Source organism: Microvirga sp. KLBC 81, assembly GCF_003075415.1.
In the GTDB taxonomy this organism is placed as follows: domain Bacteria; phylum Pseudomonadota; class Alphaproteobacteria; order Rhizobiales; family Beijerinckiaceae; genus Microvirga.
The window spans coordinates 12,743-39,333 of sequence record NZ_QDAH01000041.1 but is presented as its reverse complement, the minus strand read 5'-3'; the positions used below and the strand labels follow the sequence as shown (position 1 = coordinate 39,333).

Genomic DNA, 26,591 nt, shown 5'->3' with positions numbered 1-26,591 from the left:
CTTCAAGGCGTGAAACTTCGCCGTCCAAGGCCTGACAGGCTTCTTCAGATCCAGAATGGATCAGATTTGCGCAAGTTCCGAGCAGCTCTCTCGGCCTGTGAGAGGAGCTTTTTCTCACGGCGCTCGGCCCGCTCCGGATCCGACTTTGCCAGGGCAGGCATGATGCTCGAGCCGACGGAGATGTCGTTCAGCTCACCCAGAATGTCCTGAAGGCGCCTGAGGGTGGCAAGCCAGGATCGGCCAGGCTTTTGCGCACGATCCCGGAAGACGCCTTCAAGGAACTCGGAGCTATAGCGCAGCTTCTTGATGCGGAGTCGAAGTACATGGAGGTCCTGCGGCTCGATCTCGGCGATGCACTTCACGCGCTTGCGGATCGGTTTCCAGCGGCGCGTCAGCTCTTCCACCGCTTGACCCTCGATGGGGTGCTGCCGCATCTCCGCGATAGATTGATTTTTGCGCTTCAGCCAGCGGCCCGCTTCGATCCAGGCAGCCGCTCTTAAGACAATGCGCATAAAGCGCCGGGATGACAGTGTCTCAAATAGTTTGTCATAAGCCTTTGCGCGTTTCCGCTCGGCCCTCTTCAGCTCAGCTGCGTGTGCGCCCACATCGGCGGGCTTGTGCACGCTGGCAATCAGCACATCGAGGTCGCGCGCGGGGCCGAGCTGTTTTCCCGCCCACCGCAATTCGTCCCTGACATCCCTGCTCTCCCGGTTCGTCAGCATGGGCTTGAAAAGGGAGATTGCCGCATTGAGCCGGCGAAATCCCACACGCATCTGGTGAAGGGCCTCTGCATCGTGGGTCCGGCGAAAGATCTCTTCGTTGCGAACGACTTGGGACAGGCACGACCGGGCAATGATCTGAAAAGCCTCGGCGCAGGATGTTCGCGGCGATAGGTCGATTTTGCCTGCCAGGACAGGGCGTGCAGCCATGCCATCGATCAAGTCGTATCCACGCTCTGATTTCGTGATCGGCGACAACCTGAGAGGAGCACTTTCTGCGAGAGTGCATGCGAAGGAGAAGAGGGCTGAAGCGTCACCTTTCTTCAATTCGAGTTCCACTTCGCAGAAGCCCGCATTCTGAGATCCTGCCGAAGCCTTCGCGCGGTCCAGGGACAGCTCGATCACGGCATTATCGTGCTCGATCAGGAAAGCTTGTCGTTCCGTCTCGATGATGAAGGCGGGGGCAATCCGCGAACGAATTGCCTCGTCGGAAATGATCGCAGCGAGAGGTGTGCCCGATGCCGCCGCAAAGTCGATGCCATTCTCGACTGGGCATTCCCACTCCCCGCGATCAAGGGCAAGACCGCGCGTATCGCCTTCAGCCTTGATGGTCTGGATGGAGTGTCCATTCCGGCGACGCACACGCAACGTCAGGCCTGTACGGCGCAAGGCATGATCGGTGGTGTCGTAGTAAGTGGCGTACAATTGCCCGCTCTGCTCGGGCAAGGGCTTGGCCCTGGCCAGCAGGGGATGCCTGAGAACGGCATCCGCAGCACCTGAGGTGAGTTCAAGCTTCAGCTCGATCTCGCGCGCATGCTGGTGGCGTGGAAGAGTGTCCATGCGTCAAAGCCGTCGCAATGTCCTTGCCCCGATATAGTGCAATGCCACAAAGGCACAACGGGCCTGTCAAACATCTTCACTGCTATGCCCAAAAGAAAATCCCCGGGACTGGCCCGGGGATGATCGTTTCTGGATGGCTGGATCTCAGCTCTGGGTCGCGCTTCTGCGCGAGAAAGTCTTGCGCAGGTTGTCCCACAGCTCGATCTTCACGCCGTTGCGCTTCATGATGAAGGCCTGCTGAGTGACCGAGAGCAGGTTGTTCCAAGCCCAGTAGATCACGAGGCCGGCCGGGAACGAGCCGAGCATGAAGGTGAAGATCACCGGCATCCAGGCGAAGACCTGCTTCTGCACCGGGTCCGGCGGCTCCGGGTTCATCTTCATCTGCAGCCACATGGTGATGCCCATGAGGATCGGCCACACGCCGAGCATGAGGAACGGCCCCAGCACAGGCACCGCGCCCGGGTTGTAGGGAATGAGACCGAACAGGTTGAAGATGGAGGTCGGGTCGGGCGCCGCGAGGTCGCGGATCCAGCCGAAGAACGGCGCGTGGCGCATTTCGATGGTGACGAAGAGCACCTTATAGAGCGCGAAGAACACCGGGATCTGGATCAGCACGGGCCAGCAGCCCGCGACCGGATTGATCTTCTCCTTGCGGTAAAGCTCCATCAGCGCCTGCTGCTGCTTCATCTTGTCGTCGGCATAGCGCTCGCGGATCGAGACCATCTCCGGCTGCACCGCCTTCATCTTCGCCATGGAGGCGTAGGACTTGTTGGCGAGCGGGAAGAACAGGATCTTCAGGATCACGGTCACGAGAAGGATCGCAATGCCGAAATTGCCGAACAGTCGGTAGAAGAAGTCCAGCACCTTAAAGAGGGGCTTCGTGATGAAGTAGAACCAGCCCCAGTCGATCATGAGGTCGAAGTTCTTGATGCCGAGCGAACTCTGATAGGCATCGACGGTCCCCACTTCCTTCGCGCCGGCGAAGAAACGCTGCGTGGACTCGACCGTGCTGCCCGGCTGGATGGTCTGCGCTGCGCCCTGCAGGAACGCATTATAGGTGCGGCCCACCTGGCTCTGCTGGGACGTGAAGGCGCCCTGATAGGTCATCGCCTGATCCGGAATGACGGTGGCAGCCCAATACTTGTCGGTGATGCCGAGGAAGCCGCCCTGCACGCCGTCCCATGTCTTCTGGGACACGTTGGAGCCTGCAACTGGCGTTTCCTTGTCCAGGGTGTCGTATGTGATCTCCTGGAGACCGCTGTCACCCAGAACGCCGATCATGCCCTCGTGCAGCACGTAATAGCCCAGCGTCGTCGGCCTACCGTGACGGGACACGAGGCCGTAGGGCTGCAAAGCCACGGCCGCGGAGCCACGGTTCTCGACCGTGCTCTTGAACGTGAACATGAACTTGTCGTCCACCGAGATCGTGCGGCGGAAGACGAGACCCTGGCCGTTGTCCCAGGTCAGGGTCACGGGCGTGGAGGGGGTGAGCCGGTCGCGGTCGGCAGTCCACTCGGTGCTGGCGTTGGGCAGGTTGCCTGCCTGAGCGCCGAGCCAGCCGAATTCCGCATAATAAGGGTTCTGCGTGCCTTCCGGAGACAGGAGCACGATGTTGGGGCTCTTGGGATCGACCGTCTCGCGATAATTCTTCAGCGACACGTCGTCGATGCGGCCGCCGCGCAGATTGATCGAGCCTGCGATGGCGGGCGTGTCGATGGTGACGCGCTTCGAATTGGCAAGAGCAGCCTCGCGGGACACGATGGTGGGGGCTGCCGGCGTGCTCGGCACCGTTCCCGGCACCGTCGGCGAAACGCCGCCGGCCTGGCTCGGGCTCGGAGGCGGGTTCGGTGCGGCGGGGTTCACCTGCGTGGATTGCTGCTGCTGCGCAGCCTGGCGCTGCCTTTCAGCCTCGGGAGCTGCAAAGAAATATTGCCAGCCCAGCAGAACCGCCAGCGACAGGGCGATGGCGAGGATCAGGTTTTTGTTGTCTTCACGCATGGGAATGTCCGCGACGCTCGCCTTTAAGGGGAGGTGAGGAGGGGAGGGGGCGATCAGAGAGGTGGGCGCTTTTCGGCTTGGTTACAACCCGCAGCGCACGCCGAAGATCGTCGATGAGCACGTCGTAATCTGCGGTCAGAATATCGCGCCGGCCGATGATGACGACATCCGCATTGATGGTTGCGTAGTCCTGTCCTGCCGCGGGAACGGCAGCTCGGAGCCGACGCTTGATCCGGTTGCGCTCGGTGGCGTGGCCAACCCGTTTCGTGACGGTCAGGCCGACCCGAAGGCCTGTTTCCGAGGTGTCGGGATCAGAAGTCTCGCGCAGGCGCGCCTGCACCGTCATCCGCTCCGTATGAAAGCGGCGGCCGGAGGCCGCCGCGACGAAGTCAGGTCTTTTCGTCAGACGCCCGATGGTCACATGTGCGCGAGGCTCGCGCATCGGGGGTCCTTAAGGCTGCTTACGCCGACAGGCGCTTGCGGCCATGGGCGCGGCGAGCAGCAATGACCTTACGGCCGCCCTTGGTCGCCATGCGCGCACGGAAGCCGTGGCGGCGCTTGCGAACCAGCTTGCTCGGTTGATACGTCCTCTTCACGGTACATCTCCGGTCGAAAGGGGCAGCGGTGCTCGAAGGCTCGCGCCCGTCTGGTTAGATAAGGGGTCGCCCCCGAAACTGTCTCGAAAAAACGATCAGCGCCCCAAGAAGAGCGCTGTCAGCTTGCGGGCTTATGACGGAACGGAGGGGCAAAGTCAACGCCGCTCTGGCCTTTATGCGGCAATCAGGCTGCCTAAGCCCCTCACTTCTTCCTGAAAGAGAGCCCGGTAGGCCTGAGAAGATGAGGCGCTATATAGAAGCTCCTGGTCGGGAGGAAGCGTGGCAGACAAGCATGATATACCCGAAGGGGAGGTGACGAGCCTTAAACTCTGGAGATGTCTGCCCCTTGCGATCCTCCTGATCGCCGTCGGGACGGTCTTCGCCACGGGCCTCCACCGATCGCTGAGCTTCGAAACCTTCGTCCATTACCAGGTTCAGCTCCGGCAGATGGTGGCAGAGCATCGCCTGCCGATGCTGGGGCTTTATGTGCTCGTCTATGTGTCCGCCGTGACCCTGTCCCTGCCGGCTTCTGCCTTTCTCACGACCATCGGAGGCTATCTTTTCGGCTGGCTCCTGGGCGGCACGGTCGCTTCCATGGCGGCAACCCTGGGGGCGACGAGCATCTTCCTGATTGCTCGGACCTCCCTCGGGAGGCCTCTCCTGAAGCGGGCGGGCTCCAGGATCCAGAGCCTGGCGGAAGGCTTCCACAGGCGGGCCTTTTCCTATCTTCTGTTCTTAAGACTGATGCCGGTCATGCCCTTCTGGCTGACCAACCTGGCAGCCGCTTTCTTCGGCATGCGGCTGAAAAGCTATATCTTGGCGACCTATGTCGGGATGCTTCCGGTCTCCTTCGCCTTTGCCTTTGCCGGATCCGGGCTCGACGAGGTCATTGCCAAGCATGAAAGGGCCCGCCAGCAATGCCTCGCTGCCAGCGGGGCAGATTGCACGATCGACTTCGACGCCAAGAGCCTGCTGACGCTCGAGCTGATTATCGCCCTGGCGGTCCTAGGAATTTTGGCATTGGCTCCCATTGTGGTCAGATATCGACGGACAGGGGGCAACCATGAAGACAAGGAAAGAGAAGCCCTATGAGACGTTAAGGCCCGGCCTCTGCATGATCGGGGCCGGATCGGCCGGCCTGTCGGTGGCGGCCACCGAGGCCCGGGAGAGGCATGGGACCATCCGGACCCTGCGCTGGAGCTTTTCGGAGAACGACAGGGCTCGGACCGAGGGGACAACAGTGGGCCATGTGAAGGCCGTTGTGACGCCGCGCGGGAAAATCCTGGGATGCACTATCGCCGGGGCTCATGCCGGCGAACTGATCATGCCGTGGGTCCTCGCCTTGACGGAAGGATTGAAGGTTTCCGATCTTGCCGGCTTGGTCTATCCGTACCCCACCTTCTCCGAGGTGACGAAGAGCACGGCGGTGGAGTTTCTGAAGCCTTCGGCTCAGAATCCTTGGGTGCGGCGGGCGATCGGATTGCTTCGCCGCTTGGGATAGGGGACATGAGCGTCGAGCGGCCGCAATCGTTGGCATGGCGGATCCTGAGCCAGTTCGGGCTTTCCGCGCGCCTGCTGCTGTTGACCATCCTTTTCGTGATGATCGCGGAGGTGCTGATCTATGTGCCTTCGATCGCCAATTTCCGCCAGACCTGGCTGAACGACCGCATCGCGGCGGCGCAGATCGCCGCCATGGTCCTCGATGCGGCGCCCGAAGAGAGCCTGCCGGAAGATCTCGAACTGCGCCTCCTGCAAGGCGTCGGGGCCCAGGCCATCGCCCTTCGCGGCGGAGGGCGCAGGAGCCTTCTGGCCATCAGCGATGTGCCGCCCGAGGTGAGCAAGAGCATCGATTTGCGGGATGCGAAATGGATCGATCTCGTGAGTGATGCTTTCGATGTCCTGTTCAATCCGGCAGACAAGCCGATCCGGGTGATCGGCCACGGCATGGGGGTCGATTTCGTCGAGATCATTCTCGATCAGCGCCCCTTGCGCGCCGCCATGCTCGATTTTTCCCGCAACATCCTGGTTCTGTCGCTCTTCATTTCCCTCATCACGGCGAGTCTCGTCTATCTCACGCTGCAGTGGGTCATCGTGCGGCCTGTGCGGAGATTGACCGGCAACATCGCGGAATTTTCCGGCAATCCCGAGGACGCCTCCCGCGTCATCCAGCCGACGGACCGGGCGGATGAGATCGGCCTTGCCGAGCAGGCCCTGGCGCGCATGGAAACGGCCTTGGCCGATGAGCTTCGCCAGAAGCGGCGTCTCGCGCAGCTGGGCCTTGCCGTCAGCAAGATCAATCACGAGCTGCGTAACATGCTGACCACGGCGCAGCTTCTGACGGATCGTCTCGAGCGGGTGAACGACGAGACCGCGCAGCGGGTCGCGCCCCGGCTCGTGGCCACCCTCGACCGCGCCATTGCCTTTTGCGAAACGACGCTTGCCTATGGCCGCGCCACCGAGCCCCTGCCGCAGCGCCGCCTGATTCCCCTCGCGCCGTTGATTGAGGACCTCTCGAATCTGACGGATCTTGCACCGGAAGTCGGCATCGCCTTCAAAGCCCATGTGCCGGAGGGTTTGATGGTCGATGCGGACAAGGACCAGCTCTCACGAGTGCTCGTCAATCTCGTGCGCAACGCGGTGCATGCCCTGAGCCAGACCGGACCCAGCCAGGGCCAGCCCTGCATCGACATCAAAGCCAGCCGAGAGAGGAATACAGTTACCATTCTCGTTGAGGATAACGGCCCTGGAATCCCGGAGCGGGTGAAGGCCGATCTCTTCAAACCCTTCCAGAGTTCCGCCCACAAGGGTGGCACAGGCTTAGGCCTGACGATTGCGGCGGAGCTGATCCAGCTTCATGGCGGCACGATCAGTCTCGACGAGGGCGAGGGCCACACCTGTTTCCGGATCACGATCCCGGATCGAGCCTCCGTCCAGGAGACAAAATGAGCTTTGTGCAAAATCTCTTCAAAGGAGGCTTGCCAAGCGCGTCAGAACCCTTTAAGTCACCCGCCTCGGCTGATGTTGCTTCTCGCAACGACCGGCCGACCAAGCGCCCGTAGCTCAGCTGGATAGAGCACCAGACTACGAATCTGGGGGTCAGAGGTTCGAATCCTTTCGGGCGCGCCATTTATCTCCTTGCAAAATCAGGATCTTATAAAGCTAGCTTGTTCCCGCGAGTTTGGCTTGTTCATCCAGGATAACACCGGCGTAACACCGCCTGCGATTTCATGGTGTGCTTCCGCTGTAGCGATCTTACGTGGTCGCTGTCTTTACAGCGCAACAGCAGCGACATTGCTAATTTCCCATCTGTCACGCCTTCGCATCGTTCCTAACACGCGGCCGTGGGGTAAAAGCGCAGCGAGTTTGGGGATATCCTGACCTCTATGGAAGCTGCTTCACAGGTTTGGAGACGCTGTATCACTCTGTTCTACAGCATCGGACGTGAAAAGTGGATTTGCACTTTTGGGACCCATCCGATGCTTTCTCCTTCAATGAGAGCATCGTTGAGAGCGGACCTTCGGTTCCGCACGATGCTCTAGAACTGAGGATGCAAACCCTGGATATTTGCGAATGGTGGTTGGAGAGCCTGACTTCGCTCGAGCAGTTCAGGGAGCCGGGGAGAGCCGAGACGGCCTCCGAAAGACTCGCATTTGATGGCAGCCGCGACGTTGGCGATCTGCGCAGACCGCAAGACCCCCCAATTATTGACCAGACCATAGACGTATGCACCGTGCCAGACGTCGCCGGCATTCAAGGTATCCATGGCGCGAATTGGTAAGGATGGGAGCTCATATAAAGTGCCCTCCGATTGTTCGCGCTGCCATATCAATGCACCAGCTGCGCCCAGTGTTACACCCACGACTTCCGCCCGAAGATTCCCTGCAACCTCCAGCAAGGCCTCTCTGGGCGTTCCTCTGCTTGTGAGGGAAAGCAATGCGGGCTCCGAAAACAGAACGTGATCTGCAAGCGAGATCATCTCCCGGAGCGCTTCCGGAGGCGCGATATCAGCATCAAGAATGGTTGGGATGCCGTGACGGCGTGCCTCCAGCAAAACGGCTCTCGCTCCTTCCAGCCACCGCATGTCGACAAGAACGGCGCTCGCTTCCGCGATCTCACCAAGAGGCAGCCAACCCGGATCATTCTCCAGTGATGAATCGGTGTAGGGTACGACCAGCCTTTCGCCGGCACTGTCGACGAGAATAGTGGAGAATGCTGTACGGGCATCCTTGATCCGGCGAATATGATCGGTCCGGACAGCCTCTTGTGACAGGTCGAGCAGGAAGCTGTCGCCGACTGGATCGTCGCCGATGCGGGCCCAGAGTTCGACATGTCCGCCAAGGCGAGCGATTGTAATGGCGGCTGCCGTCGCCATTCCGGATGCAGCCTGAACGGCTTTCTCGGGTAATATCTTGGTGCCATGATCGGGGATATGATCGACCTTGAAGATGGTGTCCCAGAAGGCGCAACCGAGACAGATTACAGGCTTTTCGTTCATCGATACCGTCCGGGTCGTTTCAACAGCTGTCGTCGGGCAGGGCGACTGCATCGACAGTGTGAGGGAGTGCACGAAGACCGTCACTCCAGCTTAAGGGCTCGCGAACGGGCATTCATGATATGCGCGACGGCAGCCTCCACGGCAGCAGCAGGATCTCGCCGCTTCATTGCGGCGATGATGGCGAGGTGTTCATGCATCACCGGTATCACAAGGTCTTCGTCGAGACTCGTTTCACTCTGACGGATGAGCCGCACCTTGATCCAGTTCACGCGGTAGGCTTTCGAGATGATATCATTGTTGAGTTCGTCCACGATTTTCTCGTGAAATTCGCGGTCAACCCGCTGAGCCTCGGCCACAAGCGCATCCGTCATGCCTTTTTGCGCCGATGCAACAATCGAGCGATGCGCGGCTTCGATCTGCTCGATTGCTGCGTCGCTCGCGCTCTGTGTGAAGGATGCAACGGCTTCCCGTTCCAGAATCATTCGAAACTGAAATGCATTGCGGATCAAGCCTATATCGAGAGGCAGGATCTGCAGTCCACGCTGTGGGACCGTGATGATCAACCCTTCGGCCTCAAGGCGCGGGATCAGTTCCCGGATTGCTCCTAGCGGCTGTCCTGTAAGGACCACGAGCTCACGTTGGGTGACGAACTGACCGGGCTTGATCTCGCTGCGCAGCAGATGTTCCGTAAATGCGTCATAGGCGCGCTCCCGTAGTTTGAGTTCGGTGCGAGGCGCTTGGCGGGCCATGGTCATTCAATTGCACTCGCTGAGAGCCCAAAAGGCTCGAGCAGCTCGACGGCTTGGGCAATACTCTGCTGGTCCAGAGTAGAGAGAGGCGGTCTGACTGCCGCCCAGACGACGTCTCCTCTTGCATATGCCACGAGCGCCTTCACCATCGGAACCACGGAATGGCGTGTGATCTCCTGAACAAGGCTGACAATGCGAGGGTCATCACGTCCATTCTCTGCCAAGGCGATCACGGCCTCGGGAAGAATATTGGCAACGCCGCAGATGGAGCCCGCGGCCCCAGCCGCACAGGCACGCCCCAAGTATGTTTCGTCGCCAACGAGAATATCGAGGTGAGGAAATGCCTTGATCAAGGCGAATGTCGCCTCGGGATCGCATGCGCTGTCCTTCACGCCCCTGATCGCGTGAGGATAGCGCTCCACGAGGCGAGCGATGACATTGTGCGACAATGGCACGCCGGTCATGCCGGGGATGTGATAAAGAATCACATCCCGAAGATCGCTGCCGACCGCTTCGAAAACCGCCGCATACCAAGCGAAGACGGCCTCGTCGGCAGCTGGCCTGAAATAGAAGGGTGGCGCCAGAAGGACGGCATGAGCGCCACGGCGCAGGGCTTGGCTTGTGCTGTAAGCGGCCTCCTCCAGCGAGCAGGCGATGACGCCCTCGACCAGTTGTTCCGGCAGAACGCCGAGGCTGATGAGGTCGTTGGCGACACGCTCCCGCTCAGCAGCACCTACGGAAGGGCCTTCGCCGGTCGTCCCGAAGATCGTCGCTGTTCGGCAGCCCCGGGCGAGGCAGTCCTTCGCGTGATGGGCGAGACGTTGAACATCTACTTTACCCTCCGCAAAAGGGGTGACGAGAGCGGGACTGATGCCGAAGCTGAGGGACAAGAGAGCCTCCAGAGGCCTGAAATGAGGCCTGATCAAATGTTGTGTTGACACTAACATGTTACTCGGTGCTTAATCTGTTGCAAGCACAGAAAAGAGCCCAAAGGGCCGTTACGGTGAAACAGGGAGGGAACTGACAATGGCCAAGACCTTTGGCTCGCTCACGCGTCGCACATTCCTGGCAAGCAGCGCGGTCGCAACCGCATACGGCCTCGGCGGCACGGGGCCTGCCTTTGCTGATGTGAACTGGAAGAAATATGCCGGTACCAAGATCGGCGTGAATCTCGTCAAGAGTCCGCGCGGCGAGGTCCTGCAGAAATATGAGAAGGAGTTCACCGATCTCACGGGGATTCAGGTTTCGTCCGAGCAGACGCCGGAACAGCAGCAGCGGCAGAAGGCCGTGATCGAGCTGAACTCCGGCAGCCCGAGCTTCGACGTTATCCACATCAGCTATCATGTCCAGAAGCGTCAGTTCGAAAAAGCCAACTGGCTGGCCGACATCAGCGCTTTCCTGAAGAACCCGGAACTGACGGATCCCAGCCTGACCGAAAGCGACTTCTCTCAGGCCGGGCTGCTCTATGCGAAGAACCCGCAGGGCCAGATGCTGTCACTGCCGTTCTCCGTCGACTACTGGATGGTTTATTGGAACAAGGATCTCTTCGCGAAGAAAGGGCTCGCCTATCCTCAGACCTTCGACGAGATGGTGAAAGTGGCGGAAGCTCTGACCGACCCGAAGGAGGGGACCTACGGGTTCGTGGCCCGTGGCTTGAAGAACGCCAACGTTCCCGTCTGGACGAGCTTCCTGCTCGGCTATGGCGTCGATCCTGTCGATGCGAATGGTAATCTGATGACCGATACGCCGGAGGCCATTGAAGCTGCGCGGCTTTACCAGCGCCTCCTCTCGAAATCGGCCCCCCAGGGAGTTTCCGGCTTTAACTGGTCGGAATGTCAGTCAGCCTTCCTACAAGGAAAGATCGGCATGTGGCTCGATGGCGTCGGCTTTGCGCCGCCCCTTGAGGACCCGGACAAGTCACGGGTCGTCGGAAAGGTTGGCTATGGGGTCATGCCGCGCGGGCCGAAGGCGCAGGCCTCGGCAACGTTCGGGGATGGCATCGCCGTTACCGCCGCCAGCAAGAACAAGGAGGCGGCCTATCTCTACTGCCAATGGGCCGTTTCGAAACTGATGGGCGCTCGTCTTCTGCAAGCCGGCGGCGGCGTTCCGTTCCGCAACTCGATTCTCAACGATCCGGAAGTCCGCAAGGGCGTGAAGATGCCACCGGCCTGGATCGACGCGGTGGTGGAATCCGGCAAGATCAGCAAGCTCGGTCTCCCCGTCGTTCAGCCGGTCACCGAGTTCCGCGACATCATCGGCATTGGCCTCACCAATCTCTTGGCGGGAGCTGATCCAGCCACAGAGATGAAGAAAGCAACGGAGCAATTCAAGCCGATTCTCGAGCGCAGCGAAAAGGCCTGATGACCGCTTGCATGAGGAGGGCTGCCATGGTGGAGCGCGTTGATGGCGACCATCGTTGAGCGACAGCCTGGAGAGATAAAGGAGGCAGCGCCCGTTGGGGGCGCTCGCCCGCGAAGCTCGTACTGGCCATTCGTCGTGCCTGCGGTTGCCGTGGTGGGCTCGGTTATCGTCTTTCCCTGGGTCTTCACAGTCTGGATGAGCCTGCACGAATGGACGGTTGGCGGGGCTCGCCGCTTTGCCGGCCTGACCAACTATCTGCGGCTGGTATCGGATGAGCGTTTCCTGACATCGGTTGTCCACACGTTCATCTACACGTTTCTTGCCGTCGTCCTGCCGTTGATCCTTGGAACCTTGGCCGCCTTGGTCTTCAATTCACGTTTGCCGTTCAGAGGCATTCTGCGCGGGTTGTTCATCATGCCGATGATGGCGACACCCGTGGCCATTGCACTTGTATGGACGATGATGTTCCATCCCCAACTAGGGGTGCTCAACTATCTCCTGTCGCTGGTCGGGATCGGGCCTCAGGCTTGGGTCTTCAATCCTTTGACGGTGATCCCGTCCCTGGTTCTCGTCGAGACATGGCAGTGGACACCGCTCGTGATGCTGATCGTGCTTGGCGGCCTTGCGGCCATTCCATCGGAACCGTATGAGAGCGCTGCCATCGACGGAGCCAGCGCGGTTCAGAAATTCCGCTATATCACCTTGCCGATGATCGCGCCGTTTCTCATGGTTGCCGTGATCATCCGGACCATCGATGCCCTGAAGAGCTTCGACATCATCTACGCCATCACTCAGGGCGGGCCCGGAACAGCGTCGGAAACGATCAACCTCTACCTGTACAGCGTCGCATTCGCCTACTACGACGTGGGCTACGGATCTGCCATTGCAGTCGTATTCTTCGTGATCGTTATCGCCCTGTCGCTTCTGATGCTCCATCTCCGTCAGAGGACGAAGTGGACCGACGTGCAGGGGGGAGCATGACGTCAAGAAGGCTTCTGAACTCGCTTGGCATGTTGTTCGCTGGCGTAGTGCTGGTGTCGCCAGCCATCCTGTTCTTTCTTTGGATGCTCTCACTCTCTCTCAAGTATGAAGTTGATAACGCCGCCTATCCGCCCATCCTGATCCCTGAGCGCTTCGCCTGGAAAAACTATACTGGTGTGTTCGAGGCGAACCGTTTCGGGCTGTTCTTCCTCAACAGCTTGATCGTGACCGGCGCCGCGACCGGGCTTGCTCTCCTGATCGGCGTTCCGGCTGGTTACGGCATCGCGCGCATGCGGGCCACCAAGGCTGCCATCGTCGTGCTCATCGCCCGCATGACTCCGGGCCTGTCGTATCTCATCCCGCTTTTTCTGCTGTTTCAATGGCTGGGGCTTATGGGGACGCTCGTGCCGCAGATCATCGCCCACCTGGTCATTACAGTTCCGATCGTCATCTGGATCATGATCGGCTATTTCGAGACGACCCCGCTCGAACTTGAGGAAGCGGCTGTCATTGATGGCGCCAGCCGTTGGGAGGTGTTCCGCTACGTTGCGCTCCCAATCGCGAAACCGGGCATCACGGTTGCTTTCATTCTCGCGGTGATCTTCTCCTGGAACAACTTCGTGTTCGGGGTGGTGCTGGCTGGGCGAGAGACCCGCACCTTGCCAGTGGCCGTCTACAACATGCTGTCCTTCGAGCAGCTGAGTTGGGGGCCCTTGGCCGCGGCGGCTCTGATCGTAACCTTGCCGGTGCTCGTACTCACCGTGATCGCTCAGCGTCAGATCGTTGCCGGTTTGACGGCTGGTGCGGTGAAGGGTGGTTGATCTGGAGGGCTGCCTGGCAGACGGCCTGAATAAGTAATGTTCTTCCGAAAGCTGTTTTCGAATGCCTGTGACACGTGCAGACCTTATCCGGATTTCCGCATTGGTGGCGTGAGCAGACGTTGGTTTAACTCTGCTCTGCCTCCTAGTTTGGCCCGACGCAGACATTACGCCCGCATCAGGTTGTCCAGACCTGCCCTGGTCGCATCGCGATAAAGCGATGAGCAGAGATCCTTCCTGCCCGAAGAGCGGTGGCAAGATCTTGAGGCGGTTGGTCAACGCCTTCGTCTGTGAGCCTGAAGGTTCCCCAGTGACAACCCAAGGCGGACTTGGCCTTAAGAATGCGGAAAGCGTGAACCGCCTCCTCGGGGTTCATGTGATGAGGCGCCATGAACCAGCGGGGTTCGTAAGCGCCGATGGGCAGAAGAGCGACATCAAGGCGAGGGTGTCGGGCCGCAATAGCGCGAAAGTGCCGGCCACCACCAAACCCGGTATCGCCTGCAAAGTAGATTGCATGACCGCCGCCGCGCACCACGAAGGACGCCCAGAGCGCATGGTTGCGGTCATTGGTGGCCCGAGCGGACCAGTGATGGGCCGGCTCGCCGAACACCTGAAGATCAGGCGCGAGTGCAATGCGATCCCCCCAATCCAGAGCCGTCACAGCGAGGTTCGGATCGTGAGTCCGGATGATGGTGTCGTTGCCGAGCGGGGCCACGATCCTCGGTCGATCCCGCTCCCAGAGACGCACGAGGGTGGGCAAGTCCAGGTGATCGTAGTGGTTGTGCGAGATGAGCACCGTATCGATCCGGGGCAAGCGGTCGAACGGAATGCCCGGCCGGTTGTATCGCCGCGGTCCGGCAAACGGCACAGGACTGGCTCGCTCGGACCAGATCGGATCCGTGAGGATGTTGTGACCCGCGATCTGGATCAGGAAGGTCGCATGCCCGACGAAGCTGATGCGCAGATCATGCCTCCCAACGCGTGCTGGAGGCGTGTCCTGGAACGGGCTCGGGTAAACCTCAGGCCAGGGCACTGCCCGCTTGGTGAGCCGCCAATGGAGGAACTCGACAAAGCTGCGGGAGCGTTCTCCGCCGGGGTTGAAGAAGCGCTGCCCATCAAAGTGGTCGCTCCGCGGACCTTTGTAGTAGAAGCTGCCCTGGGCGGCACGAGCGTGCGACGCAGTACTAAGGAAGGGAAGAAGTCCGACCAGTTGCACGAATCTTCTGCGCGACAGCACGGTAACCCCTTGGTCTGAATGCAGTGCCGAACAGCACTTAGGGCCCTGCTTAGGCTGTCTCAATCAGGTGGAGCAGATCGAAATCGCTCGTCCCTGAGCCTCCTGGCCCGTCGCGGACCCCACAATCAGGTGGAATGGTCGCCTCCTGCACGCCATCGTCTCCACTTCAGGTGAGCGCATTCCTGCCCTTGCTTAGGTGGCGAACACTGCCGCGGTGTTATCCTTCCAGATGCCATCGAAAGGGCGCTGATGGCGATCGTGTGCCCTTAGGGCTCTCGCGGCAGTGTGAACGTCTCCCATCTTGCCGCCTTGGAGGATTGACACAATCTGGCTCCATGCTCTGCTCTGACAACAGGAGAGCCCTATGCTCGCGCTTTTCCGTCGCCTTGCCCTTGCGGCGACCACCGCGTTCATTGCCGTGTCATCTGCATCTGCTCTCGACCGGCAGGTCTATCATCTCCCGCAAGGTGCCCGTCCGCACGATGTCGCACCGGCTCCAGACGGGAAGGTCTGGTACACCGCCCAGCGCAAGGGCGCTCTCGGCATTCTCGATCCTCAAACAGGGAATGTCCGTGAGGTGACGCTCGGCCCGAGGTCGGCGCCTCACGGTGTGATCCAGGGACCGGACGGGGCTGCCTGGATCACGGACGGCGGGCAGAACGCCATCGTGCGTTTCGATCCGAAGACCGAGGGGGTGAAGGTCTGGCGGCTGCCCGAGGACACCGGCTACACCAATCTGAATACCGGCGCCTTCGACAGGAACGGCGTGCACTGGTTCACGGGCCAGAACGGCATCTACGGCCGCCTCGATCCCAAGACGGGCGACATGAAGGTGTTTAAGGATCCGAAGGGACGGGGACCTTACGGCATCGCCTCGACCCCGGACGGGGAGATCTACTACGTCTCCTTGGCAGGAAGTCACCTGGCGAAGATCGATCTGGAGACGGGAGACGCGAAAGTGATCGAGCCGCCGACGCCGAACCAGGGGGCGCGGCGGGTCTGGTCAGACAGCCAGGGTCGTCTGTGGATCTCCGAGTGGAACTCGGGCCAGCTTTCCATGCATGATCCCAGGAGCGGTGAATGGAGGGCCTGGAAGCTGCCAGGCGGGCAGCCGCGGGCCTATGCAGTCTATGTCGATGAGCGCAACATTGTCTGGGTGTCCGACTTCGGCGGCAACGCAATCCATGCCTTCGATCCGAAGACGGAGGCTTTCACGACGATCCCGAAATCAGAGGAGGGGGCGAATGTCCGCCAGATCCTCGGCCGCCCAGGGGAGGTCTGGCTGCCCGAGTCGGGTGCGGACAGGCTCGTGGTGATCCGCAACGGAACCACGCAGTGAGGCCACGGATCGCGGTCCTCGTTGCGTGTGCTGCCTTTCCGGGCGCAGGATCGCCTGCCAACGCGGGCGATCCGGCACGGGGCGAACGGATTTTCCAGTACTGCTACGCGTGCCATTCGGTCATGCCGGGCGAGACGAACCTGCAAGGTCCCAACCTCGCGGGCATTATCGGCCAGCCTATCGCCGCACAGGACGATTTCGACTATTCACTGGCGATGCGAGATCTCGCGGCTCGCGAAAGGGTCTGGTCGGAAGCGCTGCTCGACAGGTTCACCGCGGAGCCTGAGACCGTGGCGCCGAGGACCAGCATGCAGTTCCACGGGATCGACGATCCAGCCGAACGCGCGGACCTGATCGCTTACCTCCGGTCCATCCCTCGTCCATAGCGTGCGTGTCTAATCCGCCACCTCGTTTCAGTGATGGCATCTCGGGTCAGCAGGACGGGCGGCGCTCATTTGCTTCGGCTAGATCACCGGATGATCTCAATTTTGGGATCTAGCCGATGGTCACTCCCTTTCATGCGCGCATTGTTGAAAGTGACCCCGGTTTTCCGCGCATAATGATGCGATGCTCCAGGCCCCGCGTTTCCGCATGCCAGCTCAACGCTCTTGGCAGTTGTGGTGCTCTCCAGGGCCGGTTTATCAAAGGTCATGGATCTCCGTGATTTTTCCCTGATGCTTCTGGTGTGCCTCTTGTGGGCGATGCACACAGTGGTGAGCAAGCTCGTCGTGACCGGAATGGAGATCCCGCCCTTGTTCTATGCGGCGACCCGATATGGCATCGTCGCGCTGTTGGTCATGCCATGGCTCCTGCCTATTCCACGGCCGACCTGGCGCATCCTTCTGGTCGGGTTCCTCATGGGCGGCGGTGGCTTTGCGCTCTTCTTCCTTGGTATCAAGACCGCGAGCCCCTCAAGCGCAGCCGTCGTAACCCAACTCGGACTCCCGATCACGACTCTCCTGTCTGTCGTCATGCTCGGGGAGAAAATCTACTGGCGAAGAGGGCTCGGGATCGCCATGACCTTTGTGGGCGGCGTGCTGGTGATGTGGAATCCCGATAACGGGCTTCCAATCTCCAGTGGGCTCGTCCTGATCCTTGGGTCTGCAGCCGCAGGGTCTCTGGCAGCCGTGATGATGAAGCAGATGGAAGGCGTTCAGCCGCTGCGGTTCCAGGCTTGGATCGGCCTTGCATCCGTGGTGCCGCTTGCTTTCCTGACGGCAGGCTTTGAGACCGATCAGATCCCGAGGTCACTGGAGGCGGGTTGGGGCTTCCTAGCGGCCTTGCTGTTTTCGGCCCTGATCGTGTCCCTGCTCGCCCACACCATCTACTATGGCCTGATTGGCAAGTATCCTGCCAACCTGATCGCGCCTCTAACGATTATGAATCCCTTGATGACCGTGGCGTTGGGGATCTTGGTGACTGGGGATCGTTTTGACACTCGAATGGCTCTCGGCACCGGGATCGCGCTCTGCGGCGTTCTGATCATTACTCTGAGGCGCAACCACGTCATGCCCCTGGCGGCACTTGTCTGGGACCGCCTGCGGTAGGCGATCAGAGTATCGCCCGCGTGGTCATTTAACCCTTAGGGACTGAACTGTTGCGTGCTGCAAACGTCCCGAACGCACGCGCGCAGCCAGCGATGCGCTGGATCAGCATCCAACCGTGGGTGCCAGAGCAGCGAAACCGTGACCTCCGGAATAGGAATAGGAAGGAGAAAACTATCCATTCCGACGCGCAAGCTTCCGGTGTGTCGTTCGGGAACAGTGGCGATCAGGTCGGAGGTCCGAGCGAGAGCCAGCGCAGTCGAAAAACCACCGACGATCGTGACGATGTCCCGTTCCAGCCCGAGCGGTTCTAAGGCTTTATCAATCGGTCCTCTGTCGAGCCCCCGCCGCGAGACGCAGATGTGCCTGCCGGCTGCATAACGGGAGGGAGTGATCTCGCCCTGGCTCAGTGGGTGCCCCATTCGCACGACGCCAATGAAACGGTCTCGGAACAATGCCTGCGCACGCACCTCCGGACCAGTCGCCTTCCCCACGACGCCCGTTTCCAGGTCGACCGTCCCGTCGCGAAGCGACGCGCTGTCCTTGTTTGACTTCAGCATGAAGCGCAGCCGCACGCCGGGAGCTTCCTCGCTGACACGCGCAAGGAGGTCCGGCCCAAAGTTCTCTGCGAAGCCTTCGCTGGTCCGCAGCGTGAACGTTCGGACGAGTTGCTTGAGATTGAGGCTCTCAGCGGGGCGTAGAACCGCTTCTGCGTCCTGCACGAGCTGGCCGACCCGCTCGCGGAGTTCGAGCGCTCGGGGTGTGGGAACGAGACCGCGCCCGGCCCTGACCAGCAGTGGATCGCCAGTCGTCTCGCGCAATCGCGCCAACGCCCGGCTCATCGCCGAGGGACTCAGCCGCAGCCGTTCGGCTGCGCGCGCAACGCTGCCTTCCGCGAGCAATACATCAAGGGTGACGAGCAGGTTGAGGTCAGGGATTGGCATGCGTCGACCATAGCACAGCCTGATCGTGATGTGGCGTCAGGCGCAGGAGTGAAGTGCAAACGATGCGCGTTCCGCCATGTCTGGCAGAGGACTACGGTTCGGACGGCTCCGTTCCGGGAGCCGCCAGAAAACGGAGTTCATCATGACGCTGATGGTTGCCGAACAGGACCGGGCAAGGCTCGGACATGCGGAACGGCCACCTTCGATTGGGGTGGCGCTCGTCGGCCTGTCGCTCTCCATGCTGCTGCCATCGCTCGGCACCAGCATCTCCAATGTCGGCTTGCCGGCCGTGGCACAGGCGTTCACGGGCTCCTTTCAGCAGGTCCAGTGGGTCGTTCTCGCCTACCTCCTCACCATCACCACCCTGAGTGTGGACGTTGGACGGCTCGGCGACATCACTGGCCGCCGAAGGCTGCTGCTCATCGGTATCATCCTCTTCACGGCCGGCTTGGTCCTGTGCGGCGCCGCCCCCACTCTGTGGCTGCTGATCGCCGCAAGGGTCGTGCAGGGATTAGGAGCAGCCATCATGATGGCCCTCACGATGGCCTTTGTCGGCGAAATAGTTCCGAAAGCAAAGACCGGCAGCGCCATGGGGCTGCTCGGAACCATGTCCGCCATTGGCACCGCACTTGGTCCTTCGCTCGGCGGCGTTCTGATCGCCGGCCTCGGCTGGCGGGCGATCTTCCTCGTCACCGTGCCGCTTGGGGCTCTCACATTCCTTCTCGCGCATCGCACCCTGCCGGTCGATGGCCGACGCCCGAAGGCGGATCGCCCCGGCTTCGACATAACGGGCACGGTGCTGCTGGCTTTGACGCTCGCGACTTATGCGCTCGCTATGACGATCGGGCGCGGGCATTTCGGCCTGCTGAACGTGGCTCTGCTGGGAGCCGCCGTCTTCGGAGCTGGCCTCTTTGTGCGCGCCGAGGCGAGGGCCGCGTCACCCCTGATCCGTCTGGCGATATTCCGGAATCCGACATTGAGCGCGGGTCTTGCGACGAGTGCCCTCGTCTCGACGGTGATGATGACGACGCTGGTGGTCGGGCCGTTCTATCTCTCTGACTCACTCGGGCTCGATACGGCTTTCATCGGACTGATCATGTCGGCTGGTCCGCTTGTCGCAGCATTCACTGGCGTACCGGCTGGCCGCATCGTCGACAGGTTCGGTGCCGAACCCATGACCATCGCCGGGCTTGCCGGGATGACGGCCGGCTCGCTCATGCTAGCCATAATGCCGGCGACGTCCGGCATCGCCGGTTACATCGCTCCCATCGTTGTCGTCACTGCCGGCTATGCGCTGTTCCAGACCGCCAACAACACCGCCGTGATGAAGGATATTCGACCTGACCAGCGGGGTGTTACTTCGGGCATGCTGAACCTTGCGCGCAATCTCGGCCTCATCACGGGCGCGTCCGTCATGGGGGCGGTATTTGCGTTTGCCTCGGCGACTTTCGATGTCACGGCTGCGCATCTTCAGGCCGTTGCCACCGGCATGGAAATCACGTTCGCAGTCGCTACAGTCTTGCTCGTCTTCGCTCTCGCGATCGCAATCGGGAGTCGTGCTCCCGCAATCCGCCTTTCACCCCCTGGAAACCAGCTATGACGCAAGTCAAATGGCCGCTTCGGGCACTCTCGGACCAGGCGCCGTGATCAGCTTGCGAGCGGTAAGCGGACTCTGTGAAGGACAGGGGACTTCCACTTCTGACCCGGGAAGACGTTCACCAACCTTCATAAGGTAGAGGGGCTGAGCGCATCAGCCCCCATTCATCGAGCGAACGCTTCAATCGAGACTGGACATTTCGAACAGCAATTTGTGAAGGGCAGATGCGTTCAGATCGCCGAGTCCTTTGTTGGCCGCAGCTTGGTAGAGTTCGGTTGTGACCGCAGTGCTCGGCAGGCTCGCACCGACGGATCGTGCGTAATCGCCGATGAGACGAGCATCCTTGAGCATGTGCTTGAGATAGAAATGGGGTGTGAAATCGCCCGAAAGCGTGGCCCGGCCCACACCTCTGATCAGACCTGACGAGAAATCGGTCACGTCCAAGTAGCCCATTAGCGCTTCGGGATCGAGACCACTTTTGCGAGCTAGGGAGAGGGCCTCGCCGAGTGATACCATCTGGGCCGCAACGAGAAGGTTGCCGACGAGCTTCGCGGCGGCTCCCTTCGACGATGGTCCGAGATAGTGCACGGTCGCCGCCATAGTATCGAGAATGGGGCGGATTGCATCGAACGCGGCACGGTCCCCGCCGCATACGAAATCGAGCCGTCCTTCCCAAGCTTCGTTCTTCGAACCGAAAACCGGCGTGTCGAGATACTGGAGTCCGCGCTTTTCCGCCGCCTCCGCCACTTCGAGCGTTACTCGCGGGTCAGTGGTCGTCGCATCTACGATCACGGTTCCGGCCTTCGCGCTGTCGATTACTCCGCCTCGTGCAAGGAGAGTCTCCCGCTGAGCGTCCGGACCCGTGAGACAGGCCATGACAAGGCGCTTGCCACTCACAACGTCTGGGATCGATGCCGCAGTCTTTGCTTCGGCGAGATCAGCCGGTAGATCCCGTTGCGTTCTGTTCCACACGGAGACCCTGTGTCCAGCCTTGAGGAGGTTGCGAACCATGCCTCTGCCCATGATCCCGAGTCCGAGGAATGCAAGATCGGCCATTCTCATCTCCTGCGTATATTATGGCTGCTCCACCATGTGGGAGCACTTCAACTTGGCAGACCTTCCACGATACGCTGCAGCGCTAGCTGGCCAGGATCCGGCAAGCCGATGCTCTGGTCGCCGAACATGCGCGCGCGTCCGATCTTGTTAGGTTTTCCCCGGAAGGTTTCGACCGTGTCTGCTGCTGCGGCTTTTGCCGCAGCGACCATGGTATCGGCCGACGCATTGCGGGTTGCTTCTACGATGGCTGCCAAGCTGTCCAGGACGGTCTTGTCGCCAAGGGCCGCTTTCCCTCGGTTGATCATCGCTGTGAGTGCTGCTTCGAGGAGGTCGGGGATTTCCTCTGCGTCGAACTCCTCTCGTCCTTTCAGTGCTTTTGCAGCTGCCATGAAGGCGGTTGCCACAAGGGTGCCATAGGACGAGGAGGAGACACGCTGAAACGCCTTCGCGTATTCGAGCATGGCGAGCCCTATATCTGCGGGGGTCGCTGCCGCGGCAGCCTCCTGGAACCCACGTGAGACAGTGATGCCGAGGTCTCCGTCTCCAAGTGTGCCGTCGGCTGCGTTCAACTCTTCGGCGTTGTTCTGCACGGATGCGGCGATACTGGAAACTGCTCTGGCGAGCACGGCGCTGTCGATTGACATCGTGGCCTCCTCAAACCCGCCAATAGGCACAGGCAGCCGGGGCTTTGAGGTGCCGCTCGAGCTCGTCATCAAGTGCTATGAGAGTGATCGTTGCGCCCGTCATTTCCATGGAGGTCGCATAGCGGCCGACGAGCGGCATGACGATCTCGACACCGATGTCGTTCAAACGGGCACGGGCGCGCCGATACATGATGTAGAGCTCCTCAAGTGGGGTTGCACCCAACGAATTGACGAGGATTGAAACCCGCTCGCCGCGCTGTAGGGGACGGTCAGCAATGAGCCGGTCCAACATTTCGTCGGTGATGGCGTCTGCAGGCTTGAGCTTGTCGCGCCAGATGCCGGGCTCGCCGTGGATGCCCATGCCCATTTCCATCTCGTCCTCACCGATCTGGAATGTGGGCTTGCCCGCCTGGGGAACGGTGCAGGGCGAGAGTGCCATGCCGATGGATCGGCATGAATCTGCAGCCTTCTGAGCAATCCGCGTTACCTCGTCGAGATCCGCCATTGTCTCGGCGGCGGAGCCGGCGATCTTGAAGGCATAGACCATGCCAGCCACGCCCCGACGCTTCGCAGCTTCGTTCGGCGGAGCGGAGGCGACGTCATCTGTGAGCAGCACAGTGGTGGAGCGGACGTCCTCCAACTCCAGCATCTCGCCGGCCATGTCGAAGTTCATGATGTCGCCGCCATAGTTGCCGTAGAGGCGAAGGACGCCGGCACCCGCATCGGCATGGCGCATGGAGGCGGCCATCTGCTCGGCCGAGGGGCTCGCAAACACATCGCCGATCGCGGCGCCGTCAAGAAAACCTGGTCCGACATAGCCTGTGAAGATCGGAAGATGACCGGAGCCGCCGCCGGTGACGATGCCGACCTTGCCCGCCTTCTTTTCCCCGGCACGTACGATGACCCGCCGTTCCGGTTGCGCATAGAATTCAGGGTGGGCGGCGCATAAGCCATCCAGCATCTCGTCGACGTAATCGGCGGGATTGTTCAGAATCTTCTTCATCGGTCTTCTCCCCTGGAAATGGTTGCACTTACGCCGACAGTGGGCGCGCGAGGCGCTCACGATGACGCACGTAGCGGTCAATTGCGATGGGCAGTCCGGTGCCCAGGACGATCAGAATGCCAATCACGACCTTCTGCCAATAGGATGGCACACCAGCCATCAGCAGCGATGTGTTGATCATCGTAATAACGAACACGCCCATGAGCGTTCCGGTGATGGTGCCGTGCCCACCCGTGATCCGCGCGCCGCCCAGCACGACGGCGGCAATGACGTTGAGCTCCATGCCGACAAGGTCGAAGGGATTGGCCATGCGGGCGAGAGTGACCTGAGTGATCCCTGCAAGACCTGCGATCGCGCCGCTGATCACATAAATCATCACCTTCACGTGCGGCACGTTGATGCCGATGCGGGTGGCCGCCTCCTCGGACCCACCAATTGCGTAGATCTTGCGACCGAACATGGTGCCGTTCATGACGACAGCCGCCAGGACGGCCACGCCGACGAGAACCAGAAACGAGAAGGGCAGGGACACCATTTGGCCTGCGGCATTCTCCACCCGCACCAGGACGGTTCGCGAAAACGAGATAATCTCCCGTGGTACGGTGGTGATATAGACTGTACCGAGAAAAGTCAGCAGCGCGCCGCGAAACAGGCTGAGGGTTCCGAGTGTCACAATCAGTGTCGGCAGGCCGAGACCCCCTATAAGGAGGCCGTTGATGAGGCCGAGAGCAGCGCCGATCAGCGCGCCGATGGCGAAAATGCCGACGATCGGAATGTTGATGCCATAGGCCGTAAGGAGCTTGATCGTCGCGTACATGGCGAATGCGCCAATGGCCGTAAACGACACATCGATGCCGCCGGACGCGAGAACCATCACCACGCCGATAGCGAAGATCCCGGTCACGAGGCTGTTGCGAGCCAGATCCACAAGTGTTGCCGTGGAGAAGAACGCTGGATTCGAGAGCGAAAGGATGAGGGCGAAGGCGAGCGCCGTGATGGTCACCACCCCTTGTGGGGATGAGAACACGCGCATTGGGCCAGAGGTCATCGGACGTCCTCGCGGATCACTTCAGCAGAAAGGGTTTCTTCATCGACGCTCTCGCCCTCGAAGGTGGCGGTGATCGAACCGCGCACCATGACGGCGATCCGGTCGGAAAGCGTGATAGCCTCGCCGATGTCATCGGTGACTACAAGGACGGCCATGCCGGCTCGACTGAGCCCTACAAGCAACTCATGGATCTCGCGCTTCGATCCCACATCCACGCCAACGGTGGGGCCGTTCAGGATCAGCAGGCGAGGATTTCTCTCCATCCAGCGAGCGAGCGCCACGCGCTGCTGGTTGCCACCCGAGAGCGTTGCCACCGGGGCTTCGACCCGGGGAGCCTTGATGCGCAGGTTCTGGACGGCATGGCGCGCGCGTTTGGTCATGCCGATCCGGCTCAACCATCCGGCTTTCGCGTCCTTGTTCAGACTTGCCACCACGATGTTCTCGCGGATCGGCTGGCTGAGAAACAATCCTTCGGTCAAACGGTCCTCTGGAAGATACGCAATGCCAGCCTTCATTGCATCTTGGATCGCTGTGAAGTGGACCGGCTTGCCTTCAATTGCGATCTCTCCCGAATCCGGCGTGAGGCCGCCGGCCAGGGTCAGCGCGAGCTCCGTGCGGCCTGAGCCAAGCAGACCGACGATGGAGACGATCTCGCCTGGAAACAGATCGAGATTGATGGCTGCATACTCACCTCGCCGCCCGAGGTTTCGAACGGATAGGAACGCAGGAGCTGGAGGTGCCGGCTTGCGGTGCAGACGCTGGTTCTCAATGTTACGACCCGTCATTGCCTCCACCAGCCTGTCGTGGTCGAATTCGGAGGCAGGCCCTTCGGCCACCACACGGCCGTCCCGCAGGACGGTGACACTGTCGCAGATTTCGAAAACTTCCTCCATCTTGTGACTGACAAAGATGAAGGCGACGCCGCTTTGCTTCAGTGCGCGGATAATGCGCACGAGGCTTGCGACCTCGGAGCGGGTGAGGGCCGTCGTCGGCTCATCCATGACAATCACGCGGGCATCGTTCGCGAGCGCGCGCGCAATGGCGACAAGCTGCTTGGATGCGACCGGTAGGAACTCCACCGGTTGATCCGGATCGAGATCGACTCCCATGCGCCGGATGATCTCGCCCGCGAGCCTTCGTCGGGCGAGAGGATGAAAGAGCCTTTCGCCCGACGCAACCGATCGGAGAAAGGTGATGTTCTCGCTTACGGTCAGGTTCGGGAAAAGAGAGAAATCCTGGTAGATGACAGAGAGTCCCGCTGCGATGGCGGCATCGGGGTGAGACGCTAGCGGTTTACCCCCTATGCGAACCTCGCCGGCATCGGCCTCCACGACGCCGGACAGGATCTTGATCAGCGTCGACTTGCCGGAACCGTTCTCGCCTGCCAGGCATCGAACCTCACCTGGAACCAGACTCAGACCGACATCCTCCAGCACCCGCACGGGACCATATGCCTTGCGGATATTGCGCATCTCGAGAGTCAAACCGGGCATCGAGAACTTTTCCGAATCTCATCGTATCAAGGGCCGGGCGCGGGATTGCACCCGTGCCCGGCGGGCAGAAATCCGCCTTTTAGAATTTGTAGTCCTTCATGTTATCCTTGGTGACGTCCACCCAGGCCTGGCCGTAGATCACCTTACCGTCCAGCTTGACCTTGTTGTAGCCTTCTACACCGAGGTCCATGCCATCCTCGACTTTCTTGCCTTCAAGAGCCATGGCCGCGACCTTGTTCATCACGATGCCGGCCTTGGCCGGATCCCAGAACGAGATCATGCTGATTTCTCCGCTCTCCAGATACGGGCCGGAGACCGATACGAGGCTGGTGCCCACGATCGTGACCTTGCCGGTCAGGCCTGCTTCCTCAACCGCGAGGGCCGCACCGACGACATCCTCGCCGGCGCTGCCCTGAATGCCCTTGAGGTTGGGATAGGTGCGCAGCAGTTCCTTCGTCTTCTGGTATGCGGTTTGCTGGTTCTCGTTGCTCTCGATCTTCGTGGTGACGAGCTTCATGTCCGGGTATTTGGACTTTTGGAGCGCGACGGCTGCATCGACCCATTCATTGTGGGTCTTGGCTGTCAGGTGACCAACGAACACGGCATATTCGCCCTTGCCACCCATGCCCTTGGCCAGGGCTTCCATGAGATGCTCGCCATACGCCGCGTTGTTGAACGCTTCGACATCATAGGTGACATTTTTCAGGCTCGATGCCTCGTGGCCGACGACCACAATGTTTCGCGACAGGGCCTTCTGCAGAACCGGTTCCAGGGCCTCGGGTGAGTTCGGTACGACCGTGACGGCATTCACGCCGCGGGCGATGAGATCCTCGATCATCTGCACCTGCAGGGCGGCATCGGCCGTCGCTGGTCCAACCTGCGTCGCGTTGTGGCCGGTTTCCTGGGCGAACTGCTTTACGCCCTCTTCCATCCGATTGAACCATGCGATGCCTGAGAGCTTCACCACTGTAACGATGGTGTGCTTAGCGCCTTGTGCATTCGTGCCAATGATGGTGCCGCCGATGATTGCCGCGCCAAGCGCGACACTCAAGGCAGTCTTCTTGACAACCGAACTCATCTTCCCTTCTCCCTCATTATGATGGCTCCCGCCCGACTGGTTTGCGGACTG

Annotated in this window: 25 protein-coding genes and 1 tRNA gene; 11 read left to right on the top strand and 15 right to left on the bottom strand. The window is 60.7% G+C overall.

Translation table 11 applies throughout. The features are described from left to right. Positions 1–44: 44 nt before the first annotated feature. From DC522_RS21345 to rpmH, 4 genes are all read right to left on the bottom strand, one after another. Positions 45–1,559 (bottom strand): CYTH and CHAD domain-containing protein, encoded by a 1,515-nt coding sequence (locus DC522_RS21345; RefSeq protein ID WP_116530645.1) that lies wholly within the window; start codon positions 1,557–1,559, stop codon positions 45–47. Positions 1,560–1,703: 144 nt separating this feature from the next. After that, entirely contained in the window at positions 1,704–3,557 is a 1,854-nt protein-coding gene (gene yidC, locus DC522_RS21340) for a membrane protein insertase YidC (RefSeq protein ID WP_116530644.1), read from the bottom strand. After that, positions 3,550–3,999: a ribonuclease P protein component gene (gene rnpA, locus DC522_RS21335; protein WP_116530643.1), complete on the bottom strand. Its 450-nt coding sequence runs from the start codon at positions 3,997–3,999 to the stop codon at positions 3,550–3,552. Before rnpA ends, yidC begins: the two co-directional genes overlap by 8 nt. A 19-nt stretch (positions 4,000–4,018) precedes the next feature. Beyond that, positions 4,019–4,153, bottom strand: a complete 135-nt coding sequence (rpmH, locus tag DC522_RS21330; protein ID WP_027314822.1) for a 50S ribosomal protein L34 — start codon at positions 4,151–4,153, stop codon at positions 4,019–4,021. 279 nt (positions 4,154–4,432) lie between these two features. Between rpmH and DC522_RS21325 the strand changes: the two genes are divergently transcribed. From DC522_RS21325 to DC522_RS21310, 4 genes are all read left to right on the top strand, one after another. Continuing rightward, on the top strand, positions 4,433–5,245 hold the full coding sequence (locus tag DC522_RS21325; RefSeq protein ID WP_116530642.1) for a TVP38/TMEM64 family protein: 813 nt from the start codon (positions 4,433–4,435) through the stop codon (positions 5,243–5,245). After that, complete coding sequence (locus DC522_RS21320; RefSeq protein ID WP_116530641.1) at positions 5,217–5,654, top strand: hypothetical protein; 438 nt, start codon at positions 5,217–5,219, stop codon at positions 5,652–5,654. Before DC522_RS21325 ends, DC522_RS21320 begins: the two co-directional genes overlap by 29 nt. A 5-nt stretch (positions 5,655–5,659) precedes the next feature. Continuing rightward, the gene (locus DC522_RS21315) at positions 5,660–7,099 is read left to right on the top strand and encodes a HAMP domain-containing sensor histidine kinase (protein WP_116530640.1); all 1,440 of its coding nucleotides are present in this window, start codon (positions 5,660–5,662) and stop codon (positions 7,097–7,099) included. 103 nt (positions 7,100–7,202) lie between these two features. After that, a tRNA-Arg gene (locus DC522_RS21310) sits at positions 7,203–7,279 on the top strand. 409 nt (positions 7,280–7,688) lie between these two features. On the opposite strand, the gene DC522_RS21305 is transcribed toward DC522_RS21310, so the two are convergent. The 3 genes from DC522_RS21305 to DC522_RS21295 form a co-directional block, all read right to left on the bottom strand. Further along, the gene (locus DC522_RS21305; protein ID WP_116530639.1) at positions 7,689–8,648 is read right to left on the bottom strand and encodes a PfkB family carbohydrate kinase; all 960 of its coding nucleotides are present in this window, start codon (positions 8,646–8,648) and stop codon (positions 7,689–7,691) included. A gap of 80 nt (positions 8,649–8,728) precedes the next feature. After that, entirely contained in the window at positions 8,729–9,403 is a 675-nt protein-coding gene (locus DC522_RS21300) for a GntR family transcriptional regulator (RefSeq protein WP_116530638.1), read from the bottom strand. Beyond that, positions 9,400–10,287: a dihydrodipicolinate synthase family protein gene (locus DC522_RS21295; RefSeq protein WP_165820241.1), complete on the bottom strand. Its 888-nt coding sequence runs from the start codon at positions 10,285–10,287 to the stop codon at positions 9,400–9,402. Before DC522_RS21295 ends, DC522_RS21300 begins: the two co-directional genes overlap by 4 nt. A 136-nt stretch (positions 10,288–10,423) precedes the next feature. On the opposite strand from DC522_RS21295, the gene DC522_RS21290 reads away from it, so the two are divergent. Genes DC522_RS21290 through DC522_RS21280 form a run of 3 tightly spaced genes read left to right on the top strand, consistent with a single transcriptional unit; the run spans position 10,424 to position 13,560 of the window. Continuing rightward, on the top strand, positions 10,424–11,758 hold the full coding sequence (locus DC522_RS21290; protein WP_116530636.1) for an ABC transporter substrate-binding protein: 1,335 nt from the start codon (positions 10,424–10,426) through the stop codon (positions 11,756–11,758). 42 nt (positions 11,759–11,800) lie between these two features. After that, on the top strand, positions 11,801–12,739 hold the full coding sequence (locus tag DC522_RS21285) for a carbohydrate ABC transporter permease (RefSeq protein ID WP_116530635.1): 939 nt from the start codon (positions 11,801–11,803) through the stop codon (positions 12,737–12,739). Then, positions 12,736–13,560: a carbohydrate ABC transporter permease gene (locus DC522_RS21280; RefSeq protein WP_116530634.1), complete on the top strand. Its 825-nt coding sequence runs from the start codon at positions 12,736–12,738 to the stop codon at positions 13,558–13,560. The genes DC522_RS21285 and DC522_RS21280 overlap by 4 nt, the downstream gene beginning before the upstream one ends. Before the next feature lie 175 nt (positions 13,561–13,735). Here DC522_RS21280 and DC522_RS21275 read toward each other — a convergent pair whose 3' ends face one another. After that, positions 13,736–14,773, bottom strand: a complete 1,038-nt coding sequence (locus DC522_RS21275) for an MBL fold metallo-hydrolase (RefSeq protein ID WP_371680149.1) — start codon at positions 14,771–14,773, stop codon at positions 13,736–13,738. A 385-nt stretch (positions 14,774–15,158) separates the two neighbouring features. Here DC522_RS21275 and DC522_RS21270 point away from each other — a divergent pair, with 385 nt between their 5' ends. The 3 genes from DC522_RS21270 (at position 15,159) to DC522_RS21260 (ending at position 17,680) form a co-directional block, all read left to right on the top strand. Beyond that, the gene (locus DC522_RS21270) at positions 15,159–16,133 is read left to right on the top strand and encodes a DUF5074 domain-containing protein (RefSeq protein ID WP_116530633.1); all 975 of its coding nucleotides are present in this window, start codon (positions 15,159–15,161) and stop codon (positions 16,131–16,133) included. Then, complete coding sequence (locus tag DC522_RS21265; protein WP_116530632.1) at positions 16,130–16,519, top strand: cytochrome c family protein; 390 nt, start codon at positions 16,130–16,132, stop codon at positions 16,517–16,519. The genes DC522_RS21270 and DC522_RS21265 overlap by 4 nt, the downstream gene beginning before the upstream one ends. A 264-nt stretch (positions 16,520–16,783) precedes the next feature. Then, positions 16,784–17,680: a DMT family transporter gene (locus tag DC522_RS21260; protein ID WP_116530631.1), complete on the top strand. Its 897-nt coding sequence runs from the start codon at positions 16,784–16,786 to the stop codon at positions 17,678–17,680. 35 nt (positions 17,681–17,715) lie between these two features. Here DC522_RS21260 and DC522_RS21255 read toward each other — a convergent pair whose 3' ends face one another. After that, the gene (locus DC522_RS21255) at positions 17,716–18,621 is read right to left on the bottom strand and encodes a LysR family transcriptional regulator (protein WP_116530630.1); all 906 of its coding nucleotides are present in this window, start codon (positions 18,619–18,621) and stop codon (positions 17,716–17,718) included. Between the two features lie 142 nt (positions 18,622–18,763). On the opposite strand from DC522_RS21255, the gene DC522_RS21250 reads away from it, so the two are divergent. Then, on the top strand, positions 18,764–20,221 hold the full coding sequence (locus DC522_RS21250; protein ID WP_116530629.1) for an MFS transporter: 1,458 nt from the start codon (positions 18,764–18,766) through the stop codon (positions 20,219–20,221). A 177-nt stretch (positions 20,222–20,398) separates the two neighbouring features. Here DC522_RS21250 and DC522_RS21245 read toward each other — a convergent pair whose 3' ends face one another. The 6 genes from DC522_RS21245 to DC522_RS21220 form a co-directional block, all read right to left on the bottom strand. Then, positions 20,399–21,274, bottom strand: a complete 876-nt coding sequence (locus DC522_RS21245) for an NAD(P)-dependent oxidoreductase (protein ID WP_165820240.1) — start codon at positions 21,272–21,274, stop codon at positions 20,399–20,401. A 47-nt stretch (positions 21,275–21,321) separates the two neighbouring features. Next, positions 21,322–21,918 (bottom strand): DAK2 domain-containing protein, encoded by a 597-nt coding sequence (locus tag DC522_RS21240; protein WP_116530627.1) that lies wholly within the window; start codon positions 21,916–21,918, stop codon positions 21,322–21,324. Positions 21,919–21,928: 10 nt separating this feature from the next. Further along, the gene (locus tag DC522_RS21235; protein ID WP_116530626.1) at positions 21,929–22,921 is read right to left on the bottom strand and encodes a dihydroxyacetone kinase subunit DhaK; all 993 of its coding nucleotides are present in this window, start codon (positions 22,919–22,921) and stop codon (positions 21,929–21,931) included. Between the two features lie 28 nt (positions 22,922–22,949). Continuing rightward, complete coding sequence (locus DC522_RS21230; protein WP_245444402.1) at positions 22,950–23,969, bottom strand: ABC transporter permease; 1,020 nt, start codon at positions 23,967–23,969, stop codon at positions 22,950–22,952. After that, entirely contained in the window at positions 23,966–25,462 is a 1,497-nt protein-coding gene (locus DC522_RS21225) for a sugar ABC transporter ATP-binding protein (RefSeq protein WP_116530624.1), read from the bottom strand. The genes DC522_RS21230 and DC522_RS21225 overlap by 4 nt, the downstream gene beginning before the upstream one ends. 79 nt (positions 25,463–25,541) lie before the next feature. Beyond that, the gene (locus DC522_RS21220; protein ID WP_116530623.1) at positions 25,542–26,540 is read right to left on the bottom strand and encodes an autoinducer 2 ABC transporter substrate-binding protein; all 999 of its coding nucleotides are present in this window, start codon (positions 26,538–26,540) and stop codon (positions 25,542–25,544) included. Between the last annotated feature and the right edge of the window lie 51 nt (positions 26,541–26,591).

Excerpts from the sequence above, each read along its gene's own strand:
- DC522_RS21345 (WP_116530645.1), bottom strand. The coding sequence starts at position 1,559 with ATGGACACTCTTCCACGCCACCAGCATGCGCGCGAGATCGAGCTGAAG.
- yidC (WP_116530644.1), bottom strand. The coding sequence starts at position 3,557 with ATGCGTGAAGACAACAAAAACCTGATCCTCGCCATCGCCCTGTCGCTG.
- rnpA (WP_116530643.1), bottom strand. The coding sequence starts at position 3,999 with ATGCGCGAGCCTCGCGCACATGTGACCATCGGGCGTCTGACGAAAAGA.
- DC522_RS21320 (WP_116530641.1), top strand. The coding sequence starts at position 5,217 with ATGAAGACAAGGAAAGAGAAGCCCTATGAGACGTTAAGGCCCGGCCTC.
- DC522_RS21315 (WP_116530640.1), top strand. The coding sequence starts at position 5,660 with ATGAGCGTCGAGCGGCCGCAATCGTTGGCATGGCGGATCCTGAGCCAG.
- DC522_RS21305 (WP_116530639.1), bottom strand. The coding sequence starts at position 8,648 with ATGAACGAAAAGCCTGTAATCTGTCTCGGTTGCGCCTTCTGGGACACC.
- DC522_RS21300 (WP_116530638.1), bottom strand. The coding sequence starts at position 9,403 with ATGACCATGGCCCGCCAAGCGCCTCGCACCGAACTCAAACTACGGGAG.
- DC522_RS21290 (WP_116530636.1), top strand. The coding sequence starts at position 10,424 with ATGGCCAAGACCTTTGGCTCGCTCACGCGTCGCACATTCCTGGCAAGC.
- DC522_RS21285 (WP_116530635.1), top strand. The coding sequence starts at position 11,801 with ATGGCGACCATCGTTGAGCGACAGCCTGGAGAGATAAAGGAGGCAGCG.
- DC522_RS21280 (WP_116530634.1), top strand. The coding sequence starts at position 12,736 with ATGACGTCAAGAAGGCTTCTGAACTCGCTTGGCATGTTGTTCGCTGGC.
- DC522_RS21270 (WP_116530633.1), top strand. The coding sequence starts at position 15,159 with ATGCTCGCGCTTTTCCGTCGCCTTGCCCTTGCGGCGACCACCGCGTTC.
- DC522_RS21260 (WP_116530631.1), top strand. The coding sequence starts at position 16,784 with ATGGATCTCCGTGATTTTTCCCTGATGCTTCTGGTGTGCCTCTTGTGG.
- DC522_RS21255 (WP_116530630.1), bottom strand. The coding sequence starts at position 18,621 with ATGCCAATCCCTGACCTCAACCTGCTCGTCACCCTTGATGTATTGCTC.
- DC522_RS21250 (WP_116530629.1), top strand. The coding sequence starts at position 18,764 with ATGACGCTGATGGTTGCCGAACAGGACCGGGCAAGGCTCGGACATGCG.
- DC522_RS21245 (WP_165820240.1), bottom strand. The coding sequence starts at position 21,274 with ATGGCCGATCTTGCATTCCTCGGACTCGGGATCATGGGCAGAGGCATG.
- DC522_RS21240 (WP_116530627.1), bottom strand. The coding sequence starts at position 21,918 with ATGTCAATCGACAGCGCCGTGCTCGCCAGAGCAGTTTCCAGTATCGCC.
- DC522_RS21235 (WP_116530626.1), bottom strand. The coding sequence starts at position 22,921 with ATGAAGAAGATTCTGAACAATCCCGCCGATTACGTCGACGAGATGCTG.
- DC522_RS21230 (WP_245444402.1), bottom strand. The coding sequence starts at position 23,969 with ATGACCTCTGGCCCAATGCGCGTGTTCTCATCCCCACAAGGGGTGGTG.
- DC522_RS21225 (WP_116530624.1), bottom strand. The coding sequence starts at position 25,462 with ATGCCCGGTTTGACTCTCGAGATGCGCAATATCCGCAAGGCATATGGT.
- DC522_RS21220 (WP_116530623.1), bottom strand. The coding sequence starts at position 26,540 with ATGAGTTCGGTTGTCAAGAAGACTGCCTTGAGTGTCGCGCTTGGCGCG.